Genomic DNA, 26,468 nt, shown 5'->3' with positions numbered 1-26,468 from the left:
CTGTATGGGCGCACCGTTTGATATCAGCTATGTATTCTCATTTTTGCCCAAGCTGTTGACTACACTGGGTACCACGCTTTTGATTGTCGCCTGCTCTTTACTGGCGGGTGTCCTTGTCGGATTCCTTATTGCCCTCCCCCGCCTGTACAAGGTGCCGGTCCTGAAGACCTGCGCGGAGATCTATATCTCATTTTTCCGGGGGACCCCGATTTTAATCCAGCTGTTCTTGTTCTATTACGGCCTGCCGGAAATTTTGAAGCTTGTTTCTGTGGATGTGACGCGGACGCCTGTACTGTTCTTTGTAATTCTGACCTACGGGCTGCATACGGGAGCCTTCATGTCCGAGATGATCCGCGCTTCTGTAACGGCTGTGGACAGAGGGCAGGTAGAAGCGGCATATGCGACAGGAATGACATCCTTTCAGGCTTTCTCACGAATTGTGCTGCCTCAGGCGTTAGGAATTGCCATTCCTGTATTCTCCAATCTGGTCATCGCGCTGCTTAAAGATACCTCACTTGCCTTTACCCTTGGGGTGATGGAGATGACGGGAAAGGCACAGACGCTCGGCAGCATCAGCCAGCATTTTATTGAGACCTATATTGCGCTCGCCCTTATCTATCTGGTGATCAGCTTTACGATTGAGAAGCTGCTGCTGGTGGCGGAACGGCGCCTCTTGCGTCATGAGGAACGGAGCAGTCCCGTGAAAAAAATGTTCAGACTGCAAAAAAACGGTTCTTACCGGCGGATCATTGCAGAGCTGGGACCGGGTAAAGGAGGTGGCGGATTGTGAAGCTGGACCCTTCGTTTATATGGACGGCGTTCGTACAAATGCTGAGTGCAATCCCTACCACGCTGTACATTACATTGGTCTCTGTTGTGGCCGGGTTCGTGATCGGAGTGGCCGTGGCTCTAATCCGGATTTACAAAGTCCCGCTTCTGTATCCCGTGGCAGTAGGGTATGTCACTTTTATCCGCGGGACTCCGATGCTTACCCATTTGCTGCTGATCTATTTCGGGCTACCGGTGATGATTGACGGGCTGGCTGTCCATTTTGGCTGGGCCTTCCGGTCGGTATCGATTCCAATGATCGGTTTTGCCTATATTTCCTTTTCAATAACAGCAGGAGCTTATATGTCCGAGGTGGTACGCTCCGGTCTGCTTGCTGTCGACCGCGGCCAGATCGAAGCTGCCTACTCCGTGGGCATGACCACACCCCAGGCACTGCGGCGGATTGTCTTCCCCCAGGCGCTGGCGGCTAGTCTGCCGAATCTGTCCAATTCCGTCATTGGGATGCTACACGGATCAACCCTTGCTTTTACCGTATCGGTTGTGGACATCAACGCCAAGGCCCAGATTGTGGCTTCGACGAACTGGAAGTTTTTTGAGGCCTATCTGGCGGCTGCGCTTATCTTCTGGGGGCTTACGCTCCTGATTGAACGGGCCACTGCCCTGATCGAGAAACGGATCAACCTATACAATCGGGGGGGAGTCGTATGATTAAGATTGAGCATCTATCCAAGTCCTTCGGCCGCCATCAGGTGCTGAACAATATTGATCTAACCGTTACCAAGGGTGAGGTGGTTGTTATTCTAGGACCCAGCGGCTCAGGCAAAACCACTCTGCTACGCTGTGTGAATTATCTGGAAAAGCCTGGCGACGGAGAGATCTCGATCGGTGACTTCCGGTTGAACTGCAAGCATGCCCGCAAAAAGGAGATTCATCAGCTGCGGCAAAAAACAGCGATGGTGTTCCAGCAGTACAATCTGTTTCGCCATAAAACAGCACTTGAGAATGTGATGGAAGGGCTGTTGATTGTAAAAAAGCTTCCGAAGGAGGAAGCGCGTAACCGAAGCATAGCACTGCTGGAAAAGGTCGGTCTCGGTGCCAAACTGGATGCGTATCCGAGCCAGCTCTCCGGGGGCCAGCAGCAGCGCGTCGGCATCGCCCGTGCGCTGGCGCTGGAGCCGGAAGTGATTCTATTCGATGAGCCTACGTCCGCGCTGGACCCGGAGCTGGTAGGCGAGGTGCTGGCAGTTATCCGCAAAATTGCCAAGGAAGGTATCACGATGATTGTGGTGACGCATGAAATGGGCTTTGCCCGCGATGTGGCGAATCACGTGGTGTTTATGGATGGCGGAGTTATTGTCGAAGAGGGGACACCAGCGGAGGTGTTCAACCATCCACGGGAAGAAAGAACCAAGCAGTTTCTGAAGCGGATCACGCCGGAGCTGAACTATTCCATTTAGGAGGCAACCCTATGGCTATTACAATAAGCGTACTGGATCAAAGTCCAATCTTTCCCGGTGAAACGCCGGAGGAAGCCTTTCAGCATACGGTCAAGCTGGCGCAGTTATCCGAGCGGCTGGGCTTCCGCCGATTCTGGGTTTCGGAGCATCATGACTCCGAACAGGTAGCGGGCTCCTCCCCGGAGGTGCTAATCTCACATCTGCTGGCCAAGACAGAGCGCATCCGAATCGGCTCCGGCGGCATCATGCTGCAGCACTACAGCCCTTATAAGGTAGCGGAGAATTTCAACGTGCTGGCAACGCTTGCTCCGGGCCGTGTGGATCTGGGGGTTGGGCGTGCACCCGGAGGTTTGCCCCGAAGCACGCAGGCGCTGCGGCAGGGAGGAGAAGAAGCGGCTTCCTTGACAGACAAAATCATTGAGCTTGAGAAATATGTGCATAACCGGCTGGAGGCGGATCATCCGCTGTTTGGGCTGAAGGCGGGGCCGACTCCAGGTACTCCGCCCGGGCTTTATGTGTTAGGTGCCAGTGTAGCGAGTGCCGAAATCGCTGCCGAGCTGGGGCTGCCGTATGTGTTCTCTTTGTTCATAGGCGGGGATCGGGCAGTGGCTGTGGAAGCCATTCGTGTCTACCAGAGCAGATTTGACACCTCGCAAGGTAAGGAACCGCAAGCGATACTTGCACTTGCCGTACTGGTCGCAGAATCGGAAGAGGAGGCCCGGGAGTTGGCTGGAGCGCACAAGCTGATCCGGATTCATCTTGCCAGCGGCAAGACGCTAACGGTAGCAACCCGTGAGCAGGCTGAGGAATTCACACGGCAAAGCACAGAGGCCTTTACGCTGGAAGAACGGGAGCCGGAGATTACCAAAGGCACAAAGGAATCCGTCCGCGAGCAGCTGCAAGCTTTGGCCAAGGCATCCGGTGTTGAAGAGTTTATCGTCACAACCAATGTGCAGCCCTTTGACAAACGGGTCCGTTCCTTTGAATTGTTGAGGGAAGCATTTGCTGAAGTCCTTACAACACTTTGAGGAGGGAGTCAGGTATGACGAATCAAACGGTGGAGTTCAGTCCGGAGGCGTTTACGGAGACATTGATTGGAATCCGCAGGCATTTGCACCGGCACCCGGAGCTTTCGAATGAAGAGTATCATACGACAGCATATATCACAGCGCTGCTGGAACAGGCCGGGGCGACCATCACGGACTACGGACTGAAAACAGGAGTTATCGCGGAAGTGGGCGGACAGCAGGGGGGACCGGTGATTGCTCTGCGTGCCGACATTGATGCGCTTCCGATTCAGGAAGAAACCGGTCTGCCCTATGCTTCGCTGTATCCCGGCAAAATGCATGCCTGTGGTCATGATTTTCATACGGCGGCACTGATTGGAGCGGTCCAACACTTGAAGCGGCAGGAAAGTCAGTTAAAAGGTACGGTACGGTTTCTGTTTCAGCCGGCTGAGGAAAAGGCGAAAGGCGCACTGCAGATCATAGACAGCGGAGCGCTCGAAAACGTCCGTGCAGTCATCGGCATGCATAATAAGCCGGACTTGCCAGTAGGAACGATTGGAATTACCGGTGGTCCGTTAATGGCTGCAGCAGATGGTTTTATGGTGGAGATACGGGGAGCCGGATCACACGCGGCGGTGCCGGAGGCAGGGACCGACCCTATCGTAGCCGCTTCGCATATCATTACCGCGCTCCAGAGCATTGTCAGCCGCAATGTCAGCGCTCTGCAAAGTGCAGTGGTCAGTGTTACAAAAGTACACAGTGGAAATTCCTGGAACATTATTCCCGAGACAGCGGTGCTGGAGGGTACGATTCGCACTTTTGATGAAGCTGTGCGGAGCAGGGTTCTTGAACGGTTTGAGCAGGTGGCGGTCGGAGTGGCCGCTGCTTTAGGATCGGAAGCGACGGTGCGCTGGCTAGGCGGTCCTCCGCCGGTGAACAACGATCCCGTGCTGGCCAGGCTCGGAGAAGAAACAGCCGATTCGCTCGGCTTTCACCGTGTGAAACCTCAGCCTTCGCCGGCGGGGGAGGATTTTGCTTTTTATCAGCGCGTGGTTCCCGGATTGTTCGTCTTCGTGGGTTCTGCCGGGAACTGGGAGTGGCATCATCCCTCCTTTAATCTGGATGAATCGGCACTGCCAGTGGAAGCCGCATTCTTTGCTGATCTGGCTGTTAGGGTGTTGGAACGCTTCTCTGCAGAAGAGGGTGAAGTATCATAGCTAATTCCCGCAGTTATGACGTTATTATCGTTGGGTGGCTTGCCGAAGCGGAGAGAGACGCTTGTACCTTTTCACAACTGAATATCGGGCCATTTTCCTTGCCCCGCTTTGACTCATCACAGGTCCAGCCGCAGTCTGGACTTACTTTGGAGGGGACTTAATGAGCAGTGAGCAAATCCGGGATTATCTGAATACGTATGACCAATTGGCACAAGCACTGGAAGGTCTGACGGAGGAACGGCTAAAGTGGAAAGCCGCACCGGCCAGCTGGAGTGTCACCGAGGTGCTGGCGCATTTGGCCGATCACAGCATTGTCGTTTCCTTCCGCATCCGTGACATTCTGGCCGGCACTGAGGTGCAGCTCCCGGCATTTCATCAGGACGCCTGGGTTAGCGGGCAGCACTCCAATACAGGCCATGCCGCTGACAGTCTGGAGCTGTTCCGCAGTCTGCTTCACTACAATGGCCTGCTGTTCAACCGGCTAAGCGCCGGGGAATGGGAGAAAAGCGGGATTAATTTTAAAGGCGAGGTTGTCAGCGTTACGGATATTGTCCGCAGCTTTACAGCCCATGTGCAGACTCATCTTGCTCAGATTGAACGGATCAAGCAGGGAGCTGCCGTATTCCATTAAGCTGGTAGTTGGCTCCATAAAACTAACTTTTAGGAGGAATGTATATGACGAGGCCAAAACAATTAAAGCTGGGTGCGCTGCTGCACGGGGTTGGGGGAAGCACCTCTATGTGGCGCCATCAGGACGCCAAGCCGGATGCCAGTGTAAACTTTGAGCTTTATAAGCAGTGGGTGCAGAAGGCCGAGGAAGGCAAGCTGGATCTGATCTTCATAGCGGACGGATTATATATTAATGAGAAATCCATTCCGCATTTCCTGAACCGTTTTGAACCGCTGACGATTCTTAGCGCACTTGCGGGAGTCAGCAGCAGAATCGGCCTGGTTGGCACATTGTCCACCTCCTATAGTGAGCCATTTACCGTGGCCCGGCAGTTCGGATCGCTGGATGTGATCAGCGGCGGACGCGCAGGGTGGAATGTGGTGACTTCTCCACTGGAAGGCTCCGCCTTGAACTATGGCAAAAAGGAGCATCCTGATCATGGCAAGCGCTACCGGATTGCTGCCGAATATTTGGAGGTGGCGCGGGGCTTGTGGGATTCGTGGGAGGATGATGCATTTGTCCGCAATAAGCAGACCGGAGTCTTTTTTGATCCGAAAAAAATGCATACACTGGACCATGAAGGAGAATTCTTCTCCGTTAAGGGGCCGCTGAATATCGCCCGCTCCAAACAAGGGCAGCCGGTTGTTTTCCAGGCAGGGTCTTCGGAGGTTGGTAAAAATTACGCCTCGAAGGAGGCGGACGCTATCTTTACGGGGCATGACACGCTAGAGGAAGCGCAGGAATTCTACCGGGATGTGAAGGAGCGGGTAGCCTCTTTTGGCCGAAATCCGGATGAGGTGCTGGTTTTTCCAGGTATTGCCCCCATTCTTGGCGAGACGCCGGAGGAAGCGGAGCGCAAATATCAGGAGGTTGCCGGACTGGTAACGATTGAGAACGCGCTGAACTATCTGGGGAGATTTTTTGAGCATCATGATTTCTCACAATATCCGCCGGATGAGCCTTTTCCGGAGCTTGGAGATTTGGGACGGAACAGCTTCCAGAGCGGCACGGACAAAATCAAGAAAAATGCCAGGGAAAAAGGCCTGACCCTGCGGGAGGTCGCTCTGCAGGCTGCAACTCCGCGTAGCAGCTTCATCGGCACACCGGCGCAGGTTGCCGATCAGATCCAGGCCTGGTTCGAAGGCGGAGCGGCGGATGGATTTATGATCGCTGCTGCAGTTCCAAGCGGGGTGGAAGAATTCGTGGATCATGTGGTTCCGATTCTTCAGGAACGGGGATTGTTCCGTACCGAATATGAAAGTGACACCCTGCGGGGAAATCTGGGTCTTCCTGTTCCGGCAAACCGCTATGCGAAAGCTTCGGAACCTGCGCGGCAGGTGTGATTGCAGAAATAGAGGAATGCAATTCTTACATGGGTGTCCCAACATGCAAAGCAGCGATCCTCCTATCACGGGAGAATCGCTGCTATTGCATGTTTTTTGTGATTATAAGAATGAAGAGAGCTGTCCCAGTCATAGGGCCGTTAGAACAAGCTCAAATTTATTTGCTCTCACCGGCCTTGCGGCTACGGAGGCGTTCCAGCTCAGCTTCAACGGCACTGTTCAGCGGGGATTCAGCGATGCCGGAGGAATAATGTCCGGAGCTTTCGGCAGATGCTTCCCATTCGCTGATTTTGTCCTCCATGCGGTCGAAGCCGCGGGTGGCAGCACCGGGATTCAAGATCTGTCCAGGGTTACCCGTATGGGCAGTATAACTGGTGCTTTCGGCGGAACGCTTCAGCTCGGCCGCTTTACGGGCACGGGCAGCCAGTTCAGCTCTTTTGGCCTTTAGCCGTTTATGCTCTTCCTTGGCATTCAGCAGAGTGCTCTCCAGAACTACGAGGGCTTCGCGGGTTTCTTCCAGTCCTGCGGTGCATTCCTGGATACTTTCAGTGTAGCGCAGTTTTGCCATGACCGCTGCTCTGGCGGCTGGCTCATTCCCTTCGCTCATGGCTTGCACGGCTTCAGCCTCGCTTCGATCGGCCAGCACCTGATTCTCGTAAATGCGGCGCTCCAGAACACTTGCTGCGGCTTTGAACTCACGCTGTCTGGTTTCGGCACCGGCTATTTTTTCCTCCAGATCCCGCAAATATTGTCCGGTCAGCAGTACCGGGTCCTCCAATTTATTCAGTCCTTCGTGGATGGCTGCTTTGGTCAGGGTTGTAATTCTTTGAAAAATACTCATGTTCATTTCTCCTTTTATTTTCATATATGGTGGCGCTGGTGTGGCGGCTCTGAATTAGTAATACTCATAACCTTCAGGGTAGCTGTTATAGTTCTCTTTAGGTACCACGATACTGGCCAGAATGTACAGGAACGCTACAGTCCCGAAGCTGAATAGGGCAGTGGCGACAACTAAGAGCCGGATGATGGTGCTGTCGATGTTTAGGGAACGGGCCAAACCTCCGCAGATGCCGCTGATTCTCTTGTCACTTTCGGAACGATACAATTTTTTCATAATATAATCTCTTCCTCTCCTATGGGTTGAACCGGGTTAGCAGTTCGTCTTAGCCGTTGTCTATGTGTTTATTGTATAGCTATTGATGATGCTGCAAAACGGCCTGAAGACTGTTCTTTAGTCTCGACCTTAGTCGGGGACGGCATCGGCAGTAAGGCGGGGAAGGCTTGTCCCGTGACAGGATAAGACCATAGTGATCCCGTTTTTTTAACATAACTTGTCAGCTTGTTTATTTGGAATTAACATTGAATGCTTATACTAGCTAGACAATACCGGATCATATCAAGATCAAGACAAGGGAGGACTGGCATGGGAATCCACAAATATTTCCGCTCGCTGAACGAACTGGAACGTATTATCCGCTGCCCCGGCAAATTCAAATTTGAGGAGCACAGCGTAGCGGCCCATTCCTGGAAGGTCGTGCAGTATGCCAAAACACTGGCCGACATCGAGGAGAAAAATGGTGCAGTCATTGACTGGAAGAAGCTATATGAAATTACGAGCAGCCATGATTACGGTGAGATTTTTATTGGCGATATCAAAACCCCGGTGAAACACTCATCTCTGCAGCTGCGGTCCTTAATCCAGCAGGTGGAGGAGGGGATGATCGATAATTTCATTAAGGAGCATATTCCGGAGGAGTTCAAAAGCATCTTCTACCACCAATTGCGTGAAGGCAAGGATGAGTCGCTCGAAGGGCTGATTCTGGAGGTGGCCGATAAGATGGACCAGGTGTATGAAGCTTTTGCCGAACTGCAAAGAGGGAACACGGAGAAGGAGTTTGTGGTGATGTACCGCAATGCCCTGATCAAGATCAAGAACATCGATTTGAAATGTGTCGAGTATTTTCTGGCGGAGATTCTGCCGGACATGGTAAACGAAGAAACGATATCTTCAATTGATATCAGACAGATTACGGAAGAGGCACTGGCTCTGTAGGAAGGAGCGGGTACTCTTCTTTTTTTTGTGGATATTATGTTTGTCTAGTCTGGTTCGATGCAATATATAAATTGGATAATCATGTATATAATAATCCACACATGTTATAATGAAGGAAAAATTTGGGGTGATCATAACCGTGGGATATTTGGACGTATTGCCGGTTTCCAGTGTATTGGCCTGGTTCGGCGGCTTGATGCTTGTTATTTATATTTTGGAGTTCGTGTGGATGCCCCCTAATGGCCGTCTTCGCGTAAACGGTGTGAGAGAATTTGTGAAAAAAGTAACAGCTGATGTCCTGATCTTTTTGATTCTTACCAGTGTCCTTGTCTACTCGCTCCACCCTCAAAAGAGTCAGGTCCTGATGCTGCTGGTCTTTGCATTAAGTATCGTCAGCTATCTGTTCAGCACGGGATTCCTGAAGCTCTCTTTTGCATATCGCGTGTGGGGAACGGCAGTGCACATCCTGCTCTGTACGGGTTTTTACTGGCTGTTCGGCATGATGCTGATGGATTCACTAAAGGTAACGTTCAATCTCAATATGACGGATAATTTCGACATCTTGTATTTTGTGCACGGGCAGGAACGGGGCGTAGTCTATGGATTTTTTGCTGTTCTGGTTATTCTTTATTTTGTGATCGGCAAGCTGTACATGAGACCCGTATATGCATTGTATTCGGAAGCCTATGAGGCGCGCTGCCAGGCCAAGGTTGAAGTATAGGAGTTTTCCACAAAACATATGAAAGAAGGATCTGCATGAGTCTGAGCAAAAGGTTATCCCAAATCCTGTTCCCGGTCATGGTCATGTCTGTGATGGCGGGATGCGGTGATAACACACAGAATAGCGAAGCAGCAAGCAAGCAGGAGCCGTCGACCCCGATTAGCGCTCATCAGGCGCATTGGTCCTACGAGGGAGAAACATCACCGGAACATTGGGCGGAGCTAGACAAACTTTTTACCACCTGCAGTACAGGTAAGGCACAGTCACCCATTAATATTCCACAGGAAAAAGTAAAGGATGAAGCGAGCCTGTCACCAGTCTCTGTGGAGTATTCGCCGTCCCCGGTAGCTATAATGAACAACGGACACACGATTCAGGTTAACCTGAAGAATCAGGACAACCGCATCACTATTGAAGGGAAAACGTATATGCTGCAGCAGTTCCACTTTCACCTGCCCAGCGAACATGAGGTGGATGACAAGCATGCGGATATGGAGCTCCATTTTGTGCATAAAAGTGATGAGGGTAAGCTTGCAGTACTAAGTGTGCTGATCACTAAAGGCACAGAAAATGCCGAACTGAGCAAGCTGTGGTCCGTGCTTCCGAGCGAAGAAAACAAAGAAGAAATTGCGGTTCCGGGTAATTTTGACATGAACAAGCTGCTTCCGGCAGACCTTCATTCCTTCCGCTACCAAGGATCGCTCACCACGCCGCCATGCACCGAAGGCGTGCAATGGATCGTTCTAGAACATCCGGTTCAATGGTCTGAAGCCCAAATCAGCCAATTTGCAGCAATTTTCCCGCATGATAACCGTCCCGTACAAACGCTCGGGTCACGGGAAATTGAGTCGGATGAATAAAGACCTTTATCTCCACGATTTCGAGAGATAAAGGTCTTTTGATCATGTATACAGGTTCAACGCCGATTTATTTCGAGATCTGATCCATCAATGCTTTGATTTCCGGATCCAGGCACAGGGCATTCATGATAATGGTCAAAGCCTCTGCTCTGGTCGATGATTGAGCCGGGGCAAATTTGCCGTTGCCTTTACCACTAATCAGACCGATTTCGGCAGCTTTGGCAATCTGGTCCTTGTTCCATGCACCTGCCGTATCACTGAAGGCGATGCCCCCTTTTACCGGTGACACGTTATTGAAGTTCACAATCCTGGATAGGATGGTAACGATTTCGGAGCGGCTGATTTCCCGGTCCGGCCTAAAGGTTCCATCCGGGTAACCGGCAATGACACCATTAGAGGCTAACACGGCAATGGCCTCTTGGGCCCAATGGGCATTAACGTCACTTAATGGAAGGGAGGTATCCGACTTCACCAAACCAAAGGCTTTGATAAGGACTGTGGCAAATTCCCCTCTGGTGATGGTTTGGTTCGGTTTGAAAGAGCCATCGTCATACCCTTTGATGATTTTCAACTTAAGGAAGGCCGTGATCGTCCGGGTGCTCCACAGGTCAGCTATATCCTTAAGGGCTGGTACGGGAATGTCCCCGTCTTTCGCGGCAATGATGCTCTTCAGTGTCTCTTTTAGGGCTTGAGCGCTTACTCCCTCAGCAAAAACAGCAGATGGCGGCATCTTAACCGGAACAGGCTTATCTGAAGGAACAACTGAAGGTGTTGCTGTAGGCACTGCACTTGGTACCGTGCCAGGGTTCTGTCCTGTCCCTGTACCAGGAGTTGGGCTAGGGTTCGTGCTTGGTACCGGACTTGGGTCTGAGCTTGGAGCCGGAGTTGGGTTCGGGCTTGGTTTTGTGCTTGGCTCCGGTTCCGGTTCGGGATTAGGGTCAACGGTTTTTGCTTTTTCAATAGTCAGGCTTTGCAGTTTTTGGCCATCTGTCGTTCTTGCTTCAATCAATATCCGGTCTTTGTCGATCGAGATGGCGGAATAGACCGGAAAATTATCATCATACAGATACTCCAGGTAATCAAACTTGACCGCATCGTAGAACTTCCAGCCGGAGGAACCGCCAGACAGGTACACAGTGCCTGGGCTGCCATCTTTCCTGGGCTGGGCATTCTTCATAGGATAGGTCCAAGCGAGTGCATGATCGTGGCCCACCAGCACCAGATCTACCCCAAGCTCCTCAAGGACAGGAGCCAGATATTTGGTGACCAGTTCCGGTCCGCGCCCATCCTCCGTATGATAGGCAGGCCGGTGGAACATAGCAACCTTCCATTTCGCGGAGCTGGCATTTACGTTCTTCCGCAGCCATTCTGCTTGCTTCTGCATGTCTATTTCATCGGCTTCCGAATTCAGCACTACAAAATGCGTATCCTCATAATCGTACGAATAATTCAAATGCTGTTGCCCGTCCATTCCGTTACCCGGCTGACCCAAAGCGTTAATAAATACGTCCTTTCCGCCATTCTTCACATCATGATTCCCCATGGTGTAGGCAGAAGGAATGCTGCTGCTGTATAACTGCGAAGCCTTCATATCCTGTTCCCATTCGTTCATAACCCCGCCATCATCGACAATATCCCCTCCGTGCATGACAAACCGTGTATCCGGATAATGGGTAAAAGCACTGCTCATCAGGTTCTGATGAATATGATAGGCTTCTTCGGTATTGGTGTGAGAATCAGTTACAAACAAGAAGGAAAATGCTTCCGGGTTTGCTGACTCTGTAGTAAACGTATGCTGAGCACTCCACAACCCCGGAGTTCCCACACGGTAAATGTATTTCGTACCCGGTGACAGGCTCTGCAGCATCCCTTTATGGAACAACGTTTCTCCCACACGGTCAGGAGCTAACAGCAGCTGCGGTGCAGCAGCCTGCTCCTTGACATTCGACTGGTCAAAACCTGTGAATTCACTGGCTTTTACATATTGAATGACACCGTTCTCCACACGCGGGGCGGTTCTCCAGACGATGCTTTGAGTGGTTTTTAAATCCTCTGTAACATAGGTCCGCACATATTCAGGCTCCTCTGATCCCAGCTGTGGCACAACAGAAAGTGAGAACACCTTGCTGACTTTATCCCCATTCACTGCCTGGAGGTTAAGGTTCGTTAAGGCCAAGGTAGTCAGAGATGTCCGGACTTCACCCTTCGCATCGGTTAGGCCCCATCCATCCTTCAGGAGCTTCACTTGAACCGCTGCACTTGAAATCCAGCCCGTTGCTTTGCCGTCCGGTAGCCGGATGGCGGTATAATCTCCACGGGTCACTCCAGTCGAGAAGAATTGTTCACCTGGAGCGGCGGAAGCGAGCTTGGCCGATCCCGGGTCAGCATCCGCATAGACATCAGACGATACAGAAGTCACTTCCGCAAAAGACTGGGGAAGAAGAGGATCGGACGGGATAATCGAGACCCCTTCGACCGGCACGCCTGCATCATCCGTGACACGAAGCGTACTTTTCGTATGGAGTGAGCTCCCTTTTACAGTGAGGATATAAGGGAACCCGATCGTATACTTGTGGGGTGCAGCCAGTGCATAGACAGCCTCCCCTGCGGTCATTCGAAAACTGCCGTCGCTCATCTCGATCGATTTGAATACCTCGCCGCGTTCCATCTTGGCACTGGGCTTTACAGCTATATTCAATAGCGCAACGGTACCGTCAGCCGGTAACGATTGTTTACTAAGTCCGGCAAGCGACAGCTGGTATTGGCCCTTTACAGGGTCAGTCTCATTCTGCGTAACGAGCGATGCTTGTACTTTAGGTTCAACAGTGGTGATTTCCAGGGTCTGCGGATCGTATTTAAGCTGGGCATAGGCATCCGTTAAGTCAGCCGCATTGTTGATCTGGAGCTTCAATTGGAACGTTTTGTTGCTGATGACTTCCGATGGGGCGTCCAGATGATATTGAATGCCGTCTTGAATGAAAAAGGAGCTGACAAGCTCGGCGGGATTACCCGATCTGTCATATACAGCTGACTGAACGGTGTGATACCCCCCTGCCAGAGGAGAAGAAGGCTGATAGGAAATCATGCCTGTAGTCGCATCATACTCGCTCTTCACAGGATGTCCGTCCAGATTTAAGGCAACAGAGCCGGGGGCAATGCCCGATTGAGAATCGGTGGCCGAAAGCTGAATATGTGGTGAGCGCGTATCGATAACGGCTTCATTCGCCGGGGACATTATGCCGAGTATCGGGACGTTCATATCTTCAGCAGGGTCCTGCTCATAGACCAAGCGTAGATCATCTACCCATACGGTACCTTTATTTTTCTTGTCGAAAATGGATTGCTCAATCCGCATGTATATCTCCAGCTGGATCGGTCCAACTTTGTCCTGCGGGATATCCCCCTCGATGTATTTCCAGCCCTTCCAGTTCACGCCAACATTCTCGTCCAGATATTCAACCTCAAAGGACTTTCCGTTGCCATCTCTGAACTTGCTGAAAATAAGATGTCCATCGTTGTTCCCGTACACCCACATCCCAATTTTTTGGGGAAGGCCGGTAATAGGATAAGGAGCTTTAGGTCCAACATACACATAGGAAGGGTTCTCCTTAACACCTATGTAGTCATAATCCAAACGTACGGAATTATTCCCTGAACGGACATGCAGGGGATCCGCTTCCAAACTCATGGCACCTGAGAAATTTCTTTTTTGAACCAGTACATTATCACTTAGGTTATTCTCGAAATCTTCGATGACGATCGAATGGGGGAGGGGCGCGTCAGCGGCAATGAGGCCTGCGGGTTGAAGAGTACTGATGATAACAGTGATGAGCAGCAGGAACATCGTTGCTCTTTGTGATATGAATGACAACCTTCGGTGAATACTCTTTTTGAACATGTTCTTCTCTCCTCTTAATCTAAAAGATTCATTGTATACACCAATGCAGTATCGTATGTAAGGCTTGCTTATGTGAAGTTAATTATAAAGATGATCTTTGCTGATAGGATTAATTTAAATAATTAACTCTGTAAACTATTAAGGGATTATCATATAAACATCGATTCAGATCGCCGTTCTTTCATATTTTTACTGTGCCCAATTTCCACATTATAGTATAGTAAAAGTTAAGTATTACCAGTTATCAATTACATAAAGTGATTTTGTGTAAATTACTAGAAAGCATGAGGTGTTATCTTGTTAAAAGCTTTGGCGAGTATTCTGACTATACTTGTGTTACTAACGGGTTGCTACAATAATGGGAATTCCCCGGCACCCGGCAATGAGGCGGCTACAGCCCTTAAGGACACACAAGCAGAACCATTAGAATCGGTAGAACCAACAGAACCAGAACCAACGGAACAAGCTGAACCGACAGAACAATCAGAACCGGTAGAACTGACAGAAGCCCCGGAGGTCCGGCAGGAAATCATCATCAAAAGTGTGCTCAGCGGACCGCCTACCGGCAAATTGACGGTTCATGACCTGAAGCAAAAATATGAGCAGGAATCTACGGAAGTGCTGATGCCACTGTACAATGTCAAACAGGACGAGAAGTTTACCTTCAGTTTTAAAGCGGATATGACGGGAATACCCGCAGAAGATATCATCTCTGTACATACGGACCCTAAGGCGCTGCCGCAAAGCCGGATTGAGGCAAAGGTATATTTTCATTATTCCGGTAACAACGTGGTTGTGGTGAAGCCGTTTTTAGAACTGTTAGAACATGATGGGGTATTTGATCACATTTGGGGCAACGCGCCTGCTTATTACATCCGCGTGAATTATGATATGGAATCCCCGACCCCGCTGAAGCTGGCCAAGCCACTTATTACCCCGTTTACAGTGAAATCGGAAGTCTCTACGCCTGAACTGAATTATGTCATTGATGAATCAGGCAATCTCAAATTGACCTGGAAACCGGTAGAGGGGGCGGAAGGATATAAAATCTATAATGTGTATTCTGATAGCATGTCTGCCAAAATTAACGGTCCGGAAGAGGGCTATGAAGATGTTTATCCTCTTCTGGATGCAACCATCCAGGGTACGGAGTATGACCTGACCCATGTAAATGGGAAGGATGGGAGTTCTCTCCAGAATCTCCTAAGCCCTTTTGGGTATTTTGTAACGGCTTATAAAGGAGAGCAGGAATCCAACTTTGGAAATATGATCAGTATTGGGGAGTTGGCTGATAAGCTGCCTCTTGCACTTGGGGGTTCCTATGAAAGCTATGATACATTGTCTGAGCTGCCCAAGAAGATGTCCATTCAATTTCTGGATGATTCTTTAGCAGATCGCGATATTATCTATATTATGGATAAGAACAAGCTTATGAAAGACAGCATCGTGGAGTACCGGATTCAAGGCACGGAGCTTAAAGGGGACTTCCTGATTTTTGATGCGACAGATGCCGAATACCAGTCGTTCGTAAAATCGCATTCCTATAAGGCACCGAATACGGGACTGGCCAAGCCGCAGAATTCCAGTTCCTTGGCCGTTTCTCCGAATGTTCAGACCATCATTGGTGGAGGTAAGGCGCAAGAGGCTTCGGGCACAGGACTTGATTTGGTTAGCCGGCAAAGACTGAATACGAAACAGCAGGTGGCAGCAGGCGATGAACAGCCCGTTCCTGAACCGGAGATTCTAAGGAAGATTGGACTGAATGTGAATTCGGCGGTAGAAGAATATCTGGCTCGCAATATGGTGGAAGGCAAGGAGGAGTTTTCGCTATTAGCTTTTCCTGAACTGCAGAACAAGGATGTCTTGGTGGATTACGTAACGAAGGTGATCTATCAGAATCCACAGATTCTGGGTGTGGACACTTACTATTACGACTATAATACAGTCACCCTGCACATCAAATATAAAGATTCTCTCCAAGAACTCAAACGTAAACAGAAAGAAATTTCTGCTGAGGCAGAGCGTATTGCCCACGCCATCTTTCATAAAGGAATGAGCGCCGGGCAAAAAAACAGGGCGATTTACGAATACCTGAATGATAACACCATCTATGATGACGCTGCATCCACAATCGTAGAAGACAGCAAAGGCCCGTTCGATGCCAAAATCAATGACGCGTTTACTACCTACGGTATTATGGTCAAAAAGAAGGGGGTATGTATGAGCTACGCGTCATCTTACAAAATGCTCGCCGATCTGGCCGGTCTTGAGACGATTGTCGTTACTGGGACACTGGAAGGAACTCCACATGCGTGGATTAAGGCCAAGATCGGTTCAGAATGGTTCAATATTGATCCTACCAACGGCTTGACCAATGCGGGAATTCCTTATCTGCTCTATAATGCCAACGATGCCACCGCGGCCGGGTTAGAGTACGTCCAGGATGACCTGTTCTGGCTGGATAAAGAGGTGGACTCATTCGAGGGAGTAACCGAAGCCAACGACTATTATGTCAAAAACGGACTGGAAATCCATTCAGCTGCAGAGTTCAAAGCTGTGCTGCAAAAGCTGCTGAAGCATGATGAACCGGTAATCTCTGTTCGGGTGAATCCGGAAATCGCCGAAGCGGAGCTGGGGCAACTCACTGCACAAATCCTGAAGAACAGTTCAGACACTGCAGACTATGGTTATGGGTATAAGAACTATTTTCTGATCTGGCGTAGTCTATAGTTGAAAGCCCTTCACAGCCCGTACCTATTTCCCCGTACATGCACTTCTGGGCATCTACCCACATACAATAAAAAGACCATGAACCCGTTGCTCTCACTACTGATCGGTTTCATTGTACATGTGCGGGAGGTGTCGCCAAGTTGCCAGGAATAATAAGCACGATAGCGCTGCTGATCAAAGAACTGACACTGCTGGTATCCTACGTAAGGAATAATGCTTTTCCCCAGCCTCTCTCGGAGCAGGATGAAAGCAAATACTTAGGGATGATGGCCGAGGGAGATGCCAAGGCACGGAATTTGCTGATCGAGCATAATCTGCGGCTTGTTGCCCATATCGTCAAAAAATTCGATAACACCGGCGAAGACATGGAGGATCTCATCTCCATCGGCACCATCGGGCTGATCAAGGCCATAGAGAGCTACCGCCCGAACAAAGGCACGAAGCTCGCTACTTTTGCTGCCCGTTGTATAGAGAATGAAATCCTGATGCATTTGAGATCGCTTAAAAAGACCAAAAAAGACGTATCTCTGCATGATCCGATCGGGACGGACAAGGAAGGCAATGAAATCACCCTCATCGATATTCTCGGTTCCGACGCAGATGATATTGTGAAGGAAGTGGATCTGAAGATCGAGAAGAGTAAGATTTACCGCAATCTGGACATTCTGGATGACCGGGAAAAAGAAGTCGTGGTTGGACGGTTTGGGCTCGATACAGGCGGGGAAGAGCGGACACAGCGGGAGATTGCAAAGGAGCTGGGGATTTCGCGGAGTTATGTTTCGAGGATAGAGAAGAGGGCGCTCATGAAGCTGTATCATGAGTTTTATAAGGCGAAGCGATAACAATAAATGAGACCGAGACTTTTTTTAAGAGTCTCGGTCTCATTTATTTAGATAAATCTGACAAAGTCGCTTTTTATTGACTCACGAACTGGCCGCTGCCCTTGTATTTGTTGGTCTTAGTATCCCATATAAAAATGCCATGTGCTAAATCAAACCCGCTATCAGCATTATACTTTTTCCAATGTTGATGAAATTGGCCGTTTTTATCGACTTCAGCAGAATAGTCAGCCATAAACTTAAGCTTGTTCACTAATGTTCCTTGTTCTAAACGGTATACATACACTTGAGTGTTGGATGGTAAATAATCTACAAAAACAGCTGCATGTTTCTCCTTTGATGAAATAGAAATGAGTTGGATGGTTGGGTCATCTTCTTCATAAGCTACATTAGCAATAAGTACGACAACATTCTTAGAATTTACTAAAAATAAATTTCCTGACTCCGTAAGCATTATGCTTTCATTTTTTTTATCCCCATTTAAATCTGCTGTTTTACTAAGCCGTATGACTTCGTTAGGATAATTCTTTAATAAGATAGTCTTGGCATCAATAGTTGCCGCGTAAGTTGACTTGTTGGTAAGGAAAAAAATTAGGCTGAAAACGAGCAAAACAGAAAATTTTTTATACATTGCTAGTAACCTCTTCTTTCTAAAACAATTTGTGTTAATCTGGAATATTGATTGGTGCTTAATACTTATCTTAGTGATCTCATGTAGCGACAATAGTTTTATTCTATCAGCAAGTGGGAAAATGTTCTATAAAGTAAAAATGTGGGTTCCGAAATATCTTTACCTATGATGACCGTGAAAAAGAGGTTTTGGTCGGCCGCTTTCGGTCTGGACACAGGTGGTGAAGAGCGGACGCAGAGGGAGATAGCTAAGGAGCTGGGGATCTCGCGGAGCTATGTGTCGCGGATTGAGAAGTGGGCACTCATGAAGCTGTATCATGAGTTTTATAAGGTGAAGCGGTAAGTCATCCGAGTCTGTCTATAGACAGACTCTTTTTATTTTTAGGCAGATATGATCCTCTCAATTGAACTTGTTTAGCAAGAAGGTTCCCAAACTTTGTGGAAAGGCTGTATGGGGTTCCCGGCTAGTGTATTCGACTCAAGATTTACAGCTGAGGATCTGTTTTCGAAGCTCAAACTTAATTTTGAATAGGTTTTGTTTTACGAATATATCGTCCTGGAGATACCCCTTCTGACTTAGTAAATTGTTTTGTGAATGAATATATATCCCCGTAACCAAGACTAACGGCTACGTGTTTGATGGGAAGTCCAGATAGCAGCATCATTTTTGCCTGTCTCATTAAATGTTCAGTGTGATATCGCTTAGGGGAAATCCCCGTAGTATCTTTAAAAAATTTCCGAAAGTTCTCGTAGCCCATATTCACGGCAGATGCCACTTCCTGAATATCAAAGTGAATATCATTGGAAACACTAATAAGCTCGCAGGCTTTTGTTATTTTACTTTCATTTTCATTGCTATGAGCATTATGAATGCTACTGTGTAATCTGATAATCAAATCCTGAGACTTCATTAGCAGGGAGGGAAGACTTTCATCTGTTGCACTTTTCAAGGCTTTCAGCAAGGAAACAAAATCAAAGAAAAAATCGTTCGTATACTGTGTCGGTTGAACTTCCTTATCGGAATTAATAATTCCAAGTGTCTTTAAGTATGAATAGACAGGATACCCGACACTGATATAAAACTCGATCCAATTACCATCTGGTTCAATTGCAGTAGAGTGCAAACGTTCAGGTAGACGTTGAACAAGATCACCTGCTTGCATATGAGTAACGGTACCGTCCGTAGAAATAAACTTTCCACTGCCTTGCAATACTAAAAAACAGCTGTAATATCCTATCTTAAAATCATATTGAGAACGCTCTGCTGATCTTTTCCGCATAAAGCCGCAAGATAAAATACCTTGATTAAAATCTTTGCCGATACATCGGTAGATTACATCATTTTCATTAATGTCTTCAAAATTCATGTATTCACACTCCTACCAAAATGGATAAATGAAATACCATACTCAACATTTATTATAAGGGATTTTCCTTGTATTATAAGGGTATCTACATTGAAAGATCAACCAATTAGAACAATTGATGGGAGTGTTATTTAAGCCAATGAAGCCGAACAGAGATTGGGAAAATCAATATGTTACTCAAAAAAATCGTTATCCCATGCATGAGCCCTACGGAGTATACGAAACCGTTGAACAGGCTTTAAGCGGAGATCGGAGAAAGTCTAAATACGTAAATAGCTTGAATGGAATGTGGAAGTTTAAATTGTTCGGGTCTCCCGATGAAGTAACGAATGAATTCTATAGTCCTGAACATGATGTTTCCCATTGGGATAATATTTCGGTTCCTTCCAATTGGGAACTTTCGGGGTATGGAAAACCTGTATACACCAATATGTTGTATCCCTTTGTTCAAAAAGGGGAGGGTTCACATCACGAAATTCAACTCAAGAATAATGAATACATTTTGAATCCGCCTCATGTGCCAGATAGTAACCTTACCGGTTGTTACGTCCTAACGTTTGAAGTTGACGAACATTTTAACGAAAGGGATATATTTATCGATTTTGGAGGTGTAGAATCGTGCTTTTATCTTTGGTTAAACGGCAAACGGGTTGGTTATTCTCAGGACAGTAAGCTTAACGCTTCTTTTGATATCACTGATTACATTCAAAAGGGACAAAACCGTATAGCTGTTCAGGTTATGCGGTTTGGAGCCGGTACTTATCTGGAGGATCAGGATTACTGGCATCTCTCGGGGATCTACAGAGATGTTCTCATTTATGCAAAACCACAGATGCGCATCCATGATTATAAGATCGAAACCCTCTTTTCAGGTAATTACAACAATGCCGAATTAACCGTGACGGTTTTACCTAATAATCAAGCGAATGGTTATGGTGAGGCCCATGTGCGGTTGTCCCTTTATGATAGCAATCAGCAATTGGTTACTGAGTTCGAAACGCCAAAGTTTGCGGATTGTGATTTCTACCTGCGAGAAAAATATGTAGCAAAGGTTACAAAAACCATTTCAAATCCTCAATTGTGGAGCGACGAGAACCCTTATCTCTATAAATTGGTGTTAGAAATGATTGATTGTTCTGGAAATGTAGTTGATATTGAGAGCGCGAATGTCGGCTTCCGTGAAGTGAATATCGATCGAAAAGGGATCCTGAGAATTAATGGGAAGCGTCTCATTATACGGGGAACCAATCTTCACGCCTTTTGTCCTGAAACAGGACGAGTCGTAACAACAGAATATATGCGTGAGCAAATCAAGGTCATGAAATCGCTGAATATCAATGCGGTAAGAACAAGTCACTATCCCCACGCAATCGAATGGTATGACCTGTGTGATGAACTGGGCATTTACTTGGTGGATGAAGCCAATATTGAAACACACGGTCTTGGCGGCCAGTTAAGCGCATCCCCCGAATGGACACATGCGTATATGGAACGGGCTACACGGATGGTTCTGAGAGATAAAAATCATCCATCCATTATTCTCTGGTCTCTGGGTAATGAATCCGGTTATGGAGCGAATCATGCTGCAATGTACGGCTGGATTAAGGAGTATGACAAAACAAGGTATGTTCAGTATGAATCTTTGAATCCTCCGGCAAATATCTCCGATATTGTGGCGCCTATGTATCCTCAGAAAGATTGGATCTTGGATGTCATGGCTGATAGCGAAGATTTGCGTCCTTTTATTATGTGTGAATATGCGTATGCGAAAAGTAACAGTAACGGAAACTTTAAGGAATTTTGGGATCTCATTCATAAATTCCCTCGGTTTCAAGGAGGATTTATTTGGGATTTTCAGGATAAAGCGCTTGTTAAGCATGATAAAGACGGTAATAAAAAGTATGTTTATGGCGGGGCATTCCATGAAGAAGTTACTGATCCTGCTCCTGATATGTGCCTGAATGGTATTGTTTTTCCTGATCTAACTCTCAAGCCGGCTGCGTATGAAATAAAAAATGTACAATCTCCTATCCAAATTGATTACATGCCTGGGAATAATGGCTATCGAATTTATAATCATTACACGCATCGGGATTTAAGCCATTTGAATATGGTTTGGGAGCTGGTTTGCGATGGAAATGTGATTGAAAGCGGTAGTTTGCCTAGATATCACACAGCACCCGGATCCGTTGATAAGCTTCAAGCGCCTTACGATTCGTCTAAAGTCTCCGGGGAAGCTTTTCTTAATTTCCATGCTTATTTGGACGAGGACACCTTTTATTCTAATAAGAGAACCTGTATTTATGCATGCCAGATAGAGATTAAAGATTCTGTTAATAAAGTGCATACTGGAGATATAGAAAATGATAGTTTGAAGTATGATGAAACGACAAATGAAATTCATATATATAATGAAAATACAACGGTTCTTTTCTCGAAAGAAACAGCAGAGTTCATTTCTGTAAAATACAATAACAAGAATTATTTCACGGGAGGAACAAATAACTTCTATCGCCCTCCAACAGGCATTGATGCAGGTATTCATCTCGAAACGTCCAATTATGCAGATGAATGGAAAGTTCTCGGGCTCCATTCCAATCAAAAAGAAATCAAGAATATTCGGGTATTTGCAGCACTAGCTGCTGTTATCATTCAAGTTAATTGTATTTATCATGGATGCATTGAAACAAAAACCAATTATACCGTCGGCGGCAAAGGTATAGAAATCACAAATACAGTTGTGAACAATGCCAAGGTCGACACCCTTCCGAGAATTGGGCTAAGCTTTAAGTTCTCTGATGCTTGGAAGAATATGAAATGGTATGGTCGTGGGCCATGGGAAAACTACGCGGATCGCAAATCTGCCGCATTCGTTGGAGTATATGAAAGCACTGTAGAACAGCAGCACGTACCCTATATCTTACCGGTAGAATGCGGTGGTAAGGAGGATGTCCGATATTTATATTTGTCATCCAAAGAACAAGAAGTAAAAGTATCGGCAGCGGGACATTTCCATTTTGATATTCATGGGCACAGTATTGAGCAATATGACAACGCCGCCTATGAAGACGAGCTAGGAAATTCAGATTCTGTTTTTCTTAATATTGATTACAAACATGCAGGTCTTGGTGGAGATACCGGCTGGACCAAAAATATTCACGATCCATATCAAATTAAGAAAGGTATCTATGTTTATACGGTAACTATAGAAATCATTTCTTAAGAAAAACTAATAGAGGTAATTTGGATTTCGTGTCTAAAAATGGAGTTTTATAAGGTGAAGCGGTGAGCAGTAGTTGTTAAATGTAGGATAATAGCCTGTAGGGATGAGAGAATAACGTCTCATTCCTACAGGCTATTTATGTTTCTATATCATGAACAAATTTTGGGTATCATCGTAGAGCATTCTACTTTCCGCTATACTTATCTAAGTAGCTTGAATATGCCATTAAAGAGCTTCGGATAGGAGGCAAAAGTGCAAACTTTAGATGATATCCTTTCGTTTATAAGCCGAAATTATTTGAAAAAAGATGAGCAACTGGAGATGCCAACAATAATAAGTGATGATTCTCTTATTGATATAAATATTGTAAAAAGGACTGCCCGTACGCTACGAAGAGTAGGGATCATTATAATGGCATGGCAGTATGGCTTAAGTGCTCAAGAAACTCCGGAGCAGCAGCTGTTACGCTGGACAGTGGGGAAGCGCGCCCTATTAGATGACAATCAACAAACTTTTGACTGGCTGAGAAAGGGATGGATTGTGAAGGAGGTCCGTTTCAAGCAAGATGGTAAATCTGTAGACCGGATACAGTACCGGATGGGGTATTTATTATATGTTCATTTATTGAATAAGCAAAGAGATGGGGAACGGGGTTTATTAGGTCAATTTATGTTATACCAGTCGGACGCTGCCCGAAGAATGGAACAAATTACGTGTGTAACGGACGAACGATTGTCTCAGTTGAAGGGTTTGACAGTATTCTTAGCGGATAGTTTAGGGTGGAGTCTTAGTGCTCTGAAGGATCAGCCTGTTCTTCCTGCGAATTGGAGTGTATCTAAACGAATCCATTCATTACACTTTTTACTGGCTTTTGGCATGATTTCTTGTACCAAAGAAATATTTGACTGGAAAGAAATTGGCGCGCAGTATTACCCGGGTATCGGAGGCTCTAAAGCATTTGATATGTCTAAAATAGAGTTTCTCAGCATCTTGGAGACTATAAGTGGTCACCCAGCGGAAGCGCTAGGGATGATTAGCGGGGGGCAAATTACGCCCATCTATTTCGCCGGTACTCTTAAAGGGAAATGGTCGAATTTCCAGGCAGGTCCTGTCCATGCCGTAACGAATATTTCAGTTTCACAAGATCAGTATTTAACCGGAGCAACCACATTATGGTTAGTTGAGAACCGGGCTATTTTGACGCGGATGTCAGCAGAACCTCATTTCTTGCAGGAGACTAATTCTTTGATTGTATGTGTAGACGGCCATCTTCGGAGTGTGCATCAGTATTTTATCAGACAATTATTGCATAGTAGCTCTATCGACCAAGTGATCTTATGGAGTGATTATGACGAGGCGGGGCTGCAAATTGCAAGGGAAATGTATCACTCGCTTAGGGGATATAATGTGCGGCATAAATGGGTCTGTCCCGATCATTCCATATTAACGAATTGGGCGGAGTATCAACAGCACATGGAGAGCTTGCTGCAATATATGAAATTGGAACAAGAGATTGTGTTAGGGGGGGCAGAGGATTGGAGAAGCTGGATCAACCATTAATTTCGATTTTTCAGACAAACGAATTGGGGCCGGAAATGCACCAGGCTTTAAGGGATATAGCTCTATTATCCGGGGTTCTGAATGATCTGGGCTCCCAGAATTTTCTGCAAACGCCTATCGAAATTTTAAGGTTCTTACGAATTATTCAACTGATTAATGAGGAAGCTTTGGGTCTGGATGAACCGATTGAGAACGTAGATACGCTGTATTTCCGTTACCGAAATCGCTATGATGACCTTGACCCGCCAAGCAAGAAAAAGGTTGAACAGATTGTAAATGTTCTGGTGAAGTATAACTGGATATCCAAACAAACAAGACATCTTAAAATGCGTGATGTAGGGAAGCGGATGATGGACACTCTCATACGTCTTGCTAATGATTCCTTAGCCTATTACATGCATGATGATATTGGCCGATCGTTATTCCAGGCCAAACGGGATGCCGAACTTAGCGAAGCCTATGACGATCATGGCATTTCCGGCGGCAACAAAATTGCCAGTATGATTCGCAACGTGGAAAATGCTATTCAATTGATGAAAGAACGGGAATTAGAAATGCTGGCAGACCGTAATGCACTGCCCCAGCTAGAGATTATCCATCAGTTGATGCAGGAGCTGGAGATGAAGCTGACAGAGCGTTTCCGCCAATTCCATACGTTAGAAGACAGTCTTGTGCTCAGTCATTTAATGCAGGCAGGAACTTCTGCGCTTGCCGATGGCACGAATCTGAGTATGGGAATGATTAATAAATATCTTAAATTTACGATGATGAAGCAAACGATGCTCTTGTCCTCGATTAATCCGGAAAAAGTCAGGTTGTTCATTACACAAATGTATGACCCGCCTCAAGAATCAGACATTCCTAATGCTCATCAGATTATGAGTTTTATGGAGCAGAATGAATACGAGGGGGAGTCCATGGATGGTTTGTGGATGCCTGTTAAATTCGCCGCGCCGCTGTCCGGTGTAGCCATTGGTGAAGCTATTCAATATCTGGAGAACTATGAGCCGCTGGTTGACAGGATGCAGGAGGATACCCAGGACACCCAATATATCAATGAGGAAATAGATATTGCACAATTAGAGGTTATGATGGGAGATTCAGAGTGGTTGCTGACTAAATCTATAATTGAGACGGACGCCATTGAAGTATTCATGCAGGAAGTGGAGCAAGCTTCGCTAGAGACGGTAATCATTGAAGCGACATCTGCGGAGTGGGGCGATGCGATTAATGCACTTACGGCGTTATCTGCGTTAGTAAGCAGCAAGAAGCTGACGATGGAGGAAGCCGCGGAGAATTCAGAATCCCAAGCTCCGCTATATGACAAAGAATGGGACTGGATGAATCCGGGGGATATTAATCAAGTAGTTAAACATAACAAATCTTCAATGAACAGGCAGAAGAGGAGTGACGATGAGCTTGACGGATGAATTAAATGTAAATCCGCTTAATGTCATGCAGGCAATCAAAGGCATGCTGACCGAGGCGGAAGAGATCGTGTTCATGAATCTTTTATTCTCATCCTCTGCAACAATACGTGTGGGCAATTTCGGCTTATCCCGGCGTGAGGTTGAGAAGCAATTAAAGATCTCTGATGATGGCGAACAGTTCAATTCGTTTTTAATACGGGTTAATCAGGCGGTAAGCCGGTATTTTAAAGTAATCTATGATGTGAAAAGAGATCAGGTGATTGTGATGATGCGGGTTCCTGCCAGATCGGCACGCAGTACGTTGTCTAAAGAAAGTCTGGCCATTCTCTTGTTTATCTTTTATCAGCAAGAAGTGTTGCAGCATGAGTTCACGCTATTCGATCAGTTACTAAATGCCCTTGGACATGAGACGACAAAGGCAAATCAGCGTTTGATTCTAAATATTGACCAATTAAAAAAAATCGGGGCACTCGAAGAATATGATACAAATTCAAATGAGAAGGCGTATACCATCACTGGAATTGGTGCTAATATGTTCTCGGATTCCTTTCTGCGACGTACGGTTGAGTTTAGTCAATCCAATCAATTAAACAAAGAGGAAGTTCTGAAGTTTTTCAAAAGATATAATCTGTATCAGGAAGGAACTGACGAAGAATAATGATACCTTGGAAAAT

Annotated in this window: 21 protein-coding genes and 1 pseudogene; 17 read left to right on the top strand and 5 right to left on the bottom strand. The window is 46.9% G+C overall.

Features of this window, described 5'->3' with window-relative positions:
* Positions 1–4: 4 nt before the first annotated feature.
* From ACTJKB_RS14325 to ACTJKB_RS14295, 7 genes are all read left to right on the top strand, one after another.
* Positions 5–790: an amino acid ABC transporter permease gene (locus tag ACTJKB_RS14325; protein ID WP_440834824.1), complete on the top strand. Its 786-nt coding sequence runs from the start codon at positions 5–7 to the stop codon at positions 788–790.
* Entirely contained in the window at positions 787–1,497 is a 711-nt protein-coding gene (locus ACTJKB_RS14320; protein ID WP_440834822.1) for an amino acid ABC transporter permease, read from the top strand. The genes ACTJKB_RS14325 and ACTJKB_RS14320 overlap by 4 nt, the downstream gene beginning before the upstream one ends.
* Positions 1,494–2,246, top strand: coding sequence for an amino acid ABC transporter ATP-binding protein (locus tag ACTJKB_RS14315; RefSeq protein ID WP_440834821.1), 753 nt, complete (start codon positions 1,494–1,496; stop codon positions 2,244–2,246). Before ACTJKB_RS14320 ends, ACTJKB_RS14315 begins: the two co-directional genes overlap by 4 nt.
* An 11-nt stretch (positions 2,247–2,257) precedes the next feature.
* Positions 2,258–3,274 (top strand): LLM class flavin-dependent oxidoreductase, encoded by a 1,017-nt coding sequence (locus ACTJKB_RS14310; RefSeq protein ID WP_440834819.1) that lies wholly within the window; start codon positions 2,258–2,260, stop codon positions 3,272–3,274.
* A gap of 14 nt (positions 3,275–3,288) precedes the next feature.
* Positions 3,289–4,470 carry an amidohydrolase gene (locus ACTJKB_RS14305; RefSeq protein ID WP_440834817.1) on the top strand — a complete coding sequence of 394 codons (1,182 nt, stop codon included), beginning with the start codon at positions 3,289–3,291 and terminating at the stop codon, positions 4,468–4,470.
* A 160-nt stretch (positions 4,471–4,630) separates the two neighbouring features.
* A complete protein-coding gene (locus tag ACTJKB_RS14300) occupies positions 4,631–5,101 on the top strand; it encodes a DinB family protein (protein ID WP_440834816.1) in 471 nt (156 codons plus the stop codon).
* A 44-nt stretch (positions 5,102–5,145) separates the two neighbouring features.
* On the top strand, positions 5,146–6,483 hold the full coding sequence (locus tag ACTJKB_RS14295) for an LLM class flavin-dependent oxidoreductase (protein WP_440834815.1): 1,338 nt from the start codon (positions 5,146–5,148) through the stop codon (positions 6,481–6,483).
* Between the two features lie 157 nt (positions 6,484–6,640).
* On the opposite strand, the gene ACTJKB_RS14290 is transcribed toward ACTJKB_RS14295, so the two are convergent.
* On the bottom strand, positions 6,641–7,324 hold the full coding sequence (locus tag ACTJKB_RS14290) for a PspA/IM30 family protein (RefSeq protein WP_440834813.1): 684 nt from the start codon (positions 7,322–7,324) through the stop codon (positions 6,641–6,643).
* Between the two features lie 54 nt (positions 7,325–7,378).
* The gene (locus ACTJKB_RS14285) at positions 7,379–7,597 is read right to left on the bottom strand and encodes a PspC domain-containing protein (RefSeq protein WP_440834811.1); all 219 of its coding nucleotides are present in this window, start codon (positions 7,595–7,597) and stop codon (positions 7,379–7,381) included.
* A 309-nt stretch (positions 7,598–7,906) separates the two neighbouring features.
* Here ACTJKB_RS14285 and ACTJKB_RS14280 point away from each other — a divergent pair, with 309 nt between their 5' ends.
* The 3 genes from ACTJKB_RS14280 (at position 7,907) to ACTJKB_RS14270 (ending at position 10,117) form a co-directional block, all read left to right on the top strand.
* Entirely contained in the window at positions 7,907–8,536 is a 630-nt protein-coding gene (locus ACTJKB_RS14280) for a YfbR-like 5'-deoxynucleotidase (RefSeq protein WP_074085790.1), read from the top strand.
* A gap of 109 nt (positions 8,537–8,645) precedes the next feature.
* Positions 8,646–9,257 carry a hypothetical protein gene (locus ACTJKB_RS14275; protein WP_440834808.1) on the top strand — a complete coding sequence of 204 codons (612 nt, stop codon included), beginning with the start codon at positions 8,646–8,648 and terminating at the stop codon, positions 9,255–9,257.
* A 35-nt stretch (positions 9,258–9,292) separates the two neighbouring features.
* On the top strand, positions 9,293–10,117 hold the full coding sequence (locus ACTJKB_RS14270; protein WP_440834807.1) for a carbonic anhydrase: 825 nt from the start codon (positions 9,293–9,295) through the stop codon (positions 10,115–10,117).
* A gap of 67 nt (positions 10,118–10,184) precedes the next feature.
* Here ACTJKB_RS14270 and ACTJKB_RS14265 read toward each other — a convergent pair whose 3' ends face one another.
* Positions 10,185–14,015 (bottom strand): S-layer homology domain-containing protein, encoded by a 3,831-nt coding sequence (locus ACTJKB_RS14265; RefSeq protein WP_440834806.1) that lies wholly within the window; start codon positions 14,013–14,015, stop codon positions 10,185–10,187.
* 297 nt (positions 14,016–14,312) lie between these two features.
* Here ACTJKB_RS14265 and ACTJKB_RS14260 point away from each other — a divergent pair, with 297 nt between their 5' ends.
* Complete coding sequence (locus ACTJKB_RS14260) at positions 14,313–16,745, top strand: transglutaminase domain-containing protein (protein ID WP_440834804.1); 2,433 nt, start codon at positions 14,313–14,315, stop codon at positions 16,743–16,745.
* Between the two features lie 140 nt (positions 16,746–16,885).
* On the top strand, positions 16,886–17,587 hold the full coding sequence (gene sigK, locus ACTJKB_RS14255; protein WP_054939435.1) for an RNA polymerase sporulation sigma factor SigK: 702 nt from the start codon (positions 16,886–16,888) through the stop codon (positions 17,585–17,587).
* Between the two features lie 73 nt (positions 17,588–17,660).
* Here the strand turns inward: sigK and ACTJKB_RS14250 are convergent, their stop codons facing one another.
* A complete protein-coding gene (locus tag ACTJKB_RS14250; protein ID WP_440834802.1) occupies positions 17,661–18,215 on the bottom strand; it encodes a hypothetical protein in 555 nt (184 codons plus the stop codon).
* Between the two features lie 167 nt (positions 18,216–18,382).
* Between ACTJKB_RS14250 and ACTJKB_RS14245 the strand changes: the two are divergent.
* Positions 18,383–18,557 (top strand): annotated as a pseudogene (locus ACTJKB_RS14245) (sigma factor-like helix-turn-helix DNA-binding protein); the annotation flags it as partial.
* Positions 18,558–18,732: 175 nt separating this feature from the next.
* Here ACTJKB_RS14245 and ACTJKB_RS14240 read toward each other — a convergent pair.
* The gene (locus ACTJKB_RS14240) at positions 18,733–19,581 is read right to left on the bottom strand and encodes a helix-turn-helix domain-containing protein (RefSeq protein ID WP_440834801.1); all 849 of its coding nucleotides are present in this window, start codon (positions 19,579–19,581) and stop codon (positions 18,733–18,735) included.
* Between the two features lie 139 nt (positions 19,582–19,720).
* Between ACTJKB_RS14240 and ACTJKB_RS14235 the strand changes: the two genes are divergently transcribed.
* From ACTJKB_RS14235 to ACTJKB_RS14220, 4 genes are all read left to right on the top strand, one after another.
* A complete protein-coding gene (locus ACTJKB_RS14235) occupies positions 19,721–22,804 on the top strand; it encodes a glycoside hydrolase family 2 TIM barrel-domain containing protein (protein WP_440834799.1) in 3,084 nt (1,027 codons plus the stop codon).
* Between the two features lie 252 nt (positions 22,805–23,056).
* The gene (locus ACTJKB_RS14230; RefSeq protein WP_440834798.1) at positions 23,057–24,364 is read left to right on the top strand and encodes a DUF2399 domain-containing protein; all 1,308 of its coding nucleotides are present in this window, start codon (positions 23,057–23,059) and stop codon (positions 24,362–24,364) included.
* Positions 24,340–25,794 carry a hypothetical protein gene (locus tag ACTJKB_RS14225; RefSeq protein ID WP_440834796.1) on the top strand — a complete coding sequence of 485 codons (1,455 nt, stop codon included), beginning with the start codon at positions 24,340–24,342 and terminating at the stop codon, positions 25,792–25,794. Before ACTJKB_RS14230 ends, ACTJKB_RS14225 begins: the two co-directional genes overlap by 25 nt.
* Complete coding sequence (locus ACTJKB_RS14220) at positions 25,778–26,452, top strand: hypothetical protein (RefSeq protein ID WP_039301191.1); 675 nt, start codon at positions 25,778–25,780, stop codon at positions 26,450–26,452. Before ACTJKB_RS14225 ends, ACTJKB_RS14220 begins: the two co-directional genes overlap by 17 nt.
* The last annotated feature ends 16 nt before the right edge of the window (positions 26,453–26,468 follow it).

This window comes from Paenibacillus sp. 22594 (assembly GCF_052044425.1).
Taxonomy (GTDB): domain Bacteria; phylum Bacillota; class Bacilli; order Paenibacillales; family Paenibacillaceae; genus Paenibacillus_AQ.
The sequence above is the reverse complement of the archived record's forward strand: the minus strand, read 5'-3'. Positions and strand labels throughout refer to the sequence as shown.

Coding starts and splice junctions, on each gene's coding strand:
- ACTJKB_RS14325 (WP_440834824.1), top strand. CDS start 5: ATGGGCGCACCGTTTGATATCAGCTATGTATTCTCATTTTTGCCCAAG.
- ACTJKB_RS14315 (WP_440834821.1), top strand. CDS start 1,494: ATGATTAAGATTGAGCATCTATCCAAGTCCTTCGGCCGCCATCAGGTG.
- ACTJKB_RS14310 (WP_440834819.1), top strand. CDS start 2,258: ATGGCTATTACAATAAGCGTACTGGATCAAAGTCCAATCTTTCCCGGT.
- ACTJKB_RS14305 (WP_440834817.1), top strand. CDS start 3,289: ATGACGAATCAAACGGTGGAGTTCAGTCCGGAGGCGTTTACGGAGACA.
- ACTJKB_RS14300 (WP_440834816.1), top strand. CDS start 4,631: ATGAGCAGTGAGCAAATCCGGGATTATCTGAATACGTATGACCAATTG.
- ACTJKB_RS14295 (WP_440834815.1), top strand. CDS start 5,146: ATGACGAGGCCAAAACAATTAAAGCTGGGTGCGCTGCTGCACGGGGTT.
- ACTJKB_RS14290 (WP_440834813.1), bottom strand. CDS start 7,324: ATGAGTATTTTTCAAAGAATTACAACCCTGACCAAAGCAGCCATCCAC.
- ACTJKB_RS14285 (WP_440834811.1), bottom strand. CDS start 7,597: ATGAAAAAATTGTATCGTTCCGAAAGTGACAAGAGAATCAGCGGCATC.
- ACTJKB_RS14280 (WP_074085790.1), top strand. CDS start 7,907: ATGGGAATCCACAAATATTTCCGCTCGCTGAACGAACTGGAACGTATT.
- ACTJKB_RS14275 (WP_440834808.1), top strand. CDS start 8,646: ATGAAGGAAAAATTTGGGGTGATCATAACCGTGGGATATTTGGACGTA.
- ACTJKB_RS14270 (WP_440834807.1), top strand. CDS start 9,293: ATGAGTCTGAGCAAAAGGTTATCCCAAATCCTGTTCCCGGTCATGGTC.
- ACTJKB_RS14265 (WP_440834806.1), bottom strand. CDS start 14,015: ATGTTCAAAAAGAGTATTCACCGAAGGTTGTCATTCATATCACAAAGA.
- ACTJKB_RS14250 (WP_440834802.1), bottom strand. CDS start 18,215: ATGTATAAAAAATTTTCTGTTTTGCTCGTTTTCAGCCTAATTTTTTTC.
- ACTJKB_RS14240 (WP_440834801.1), bottom strand. CDS start 19,581: ATGAATTTTGAAGACATTAATGAAAATGATGTAATCTACCGATGTATC.
- ACTJKB_RS14235 (WP_440834799.1), top strand. CDS start 19,721: ATGAAGCCGAACAGAGATTGGGAAAATCAATATGTTACTCAAAAAAAT.
- ACTJKB_RS14220 (WP_039301191.1), top strand. CDS start 25,778: ATGAGCTTGACGGATGAATTAAATGTAAATCCGCTTAATGTCATGCAG.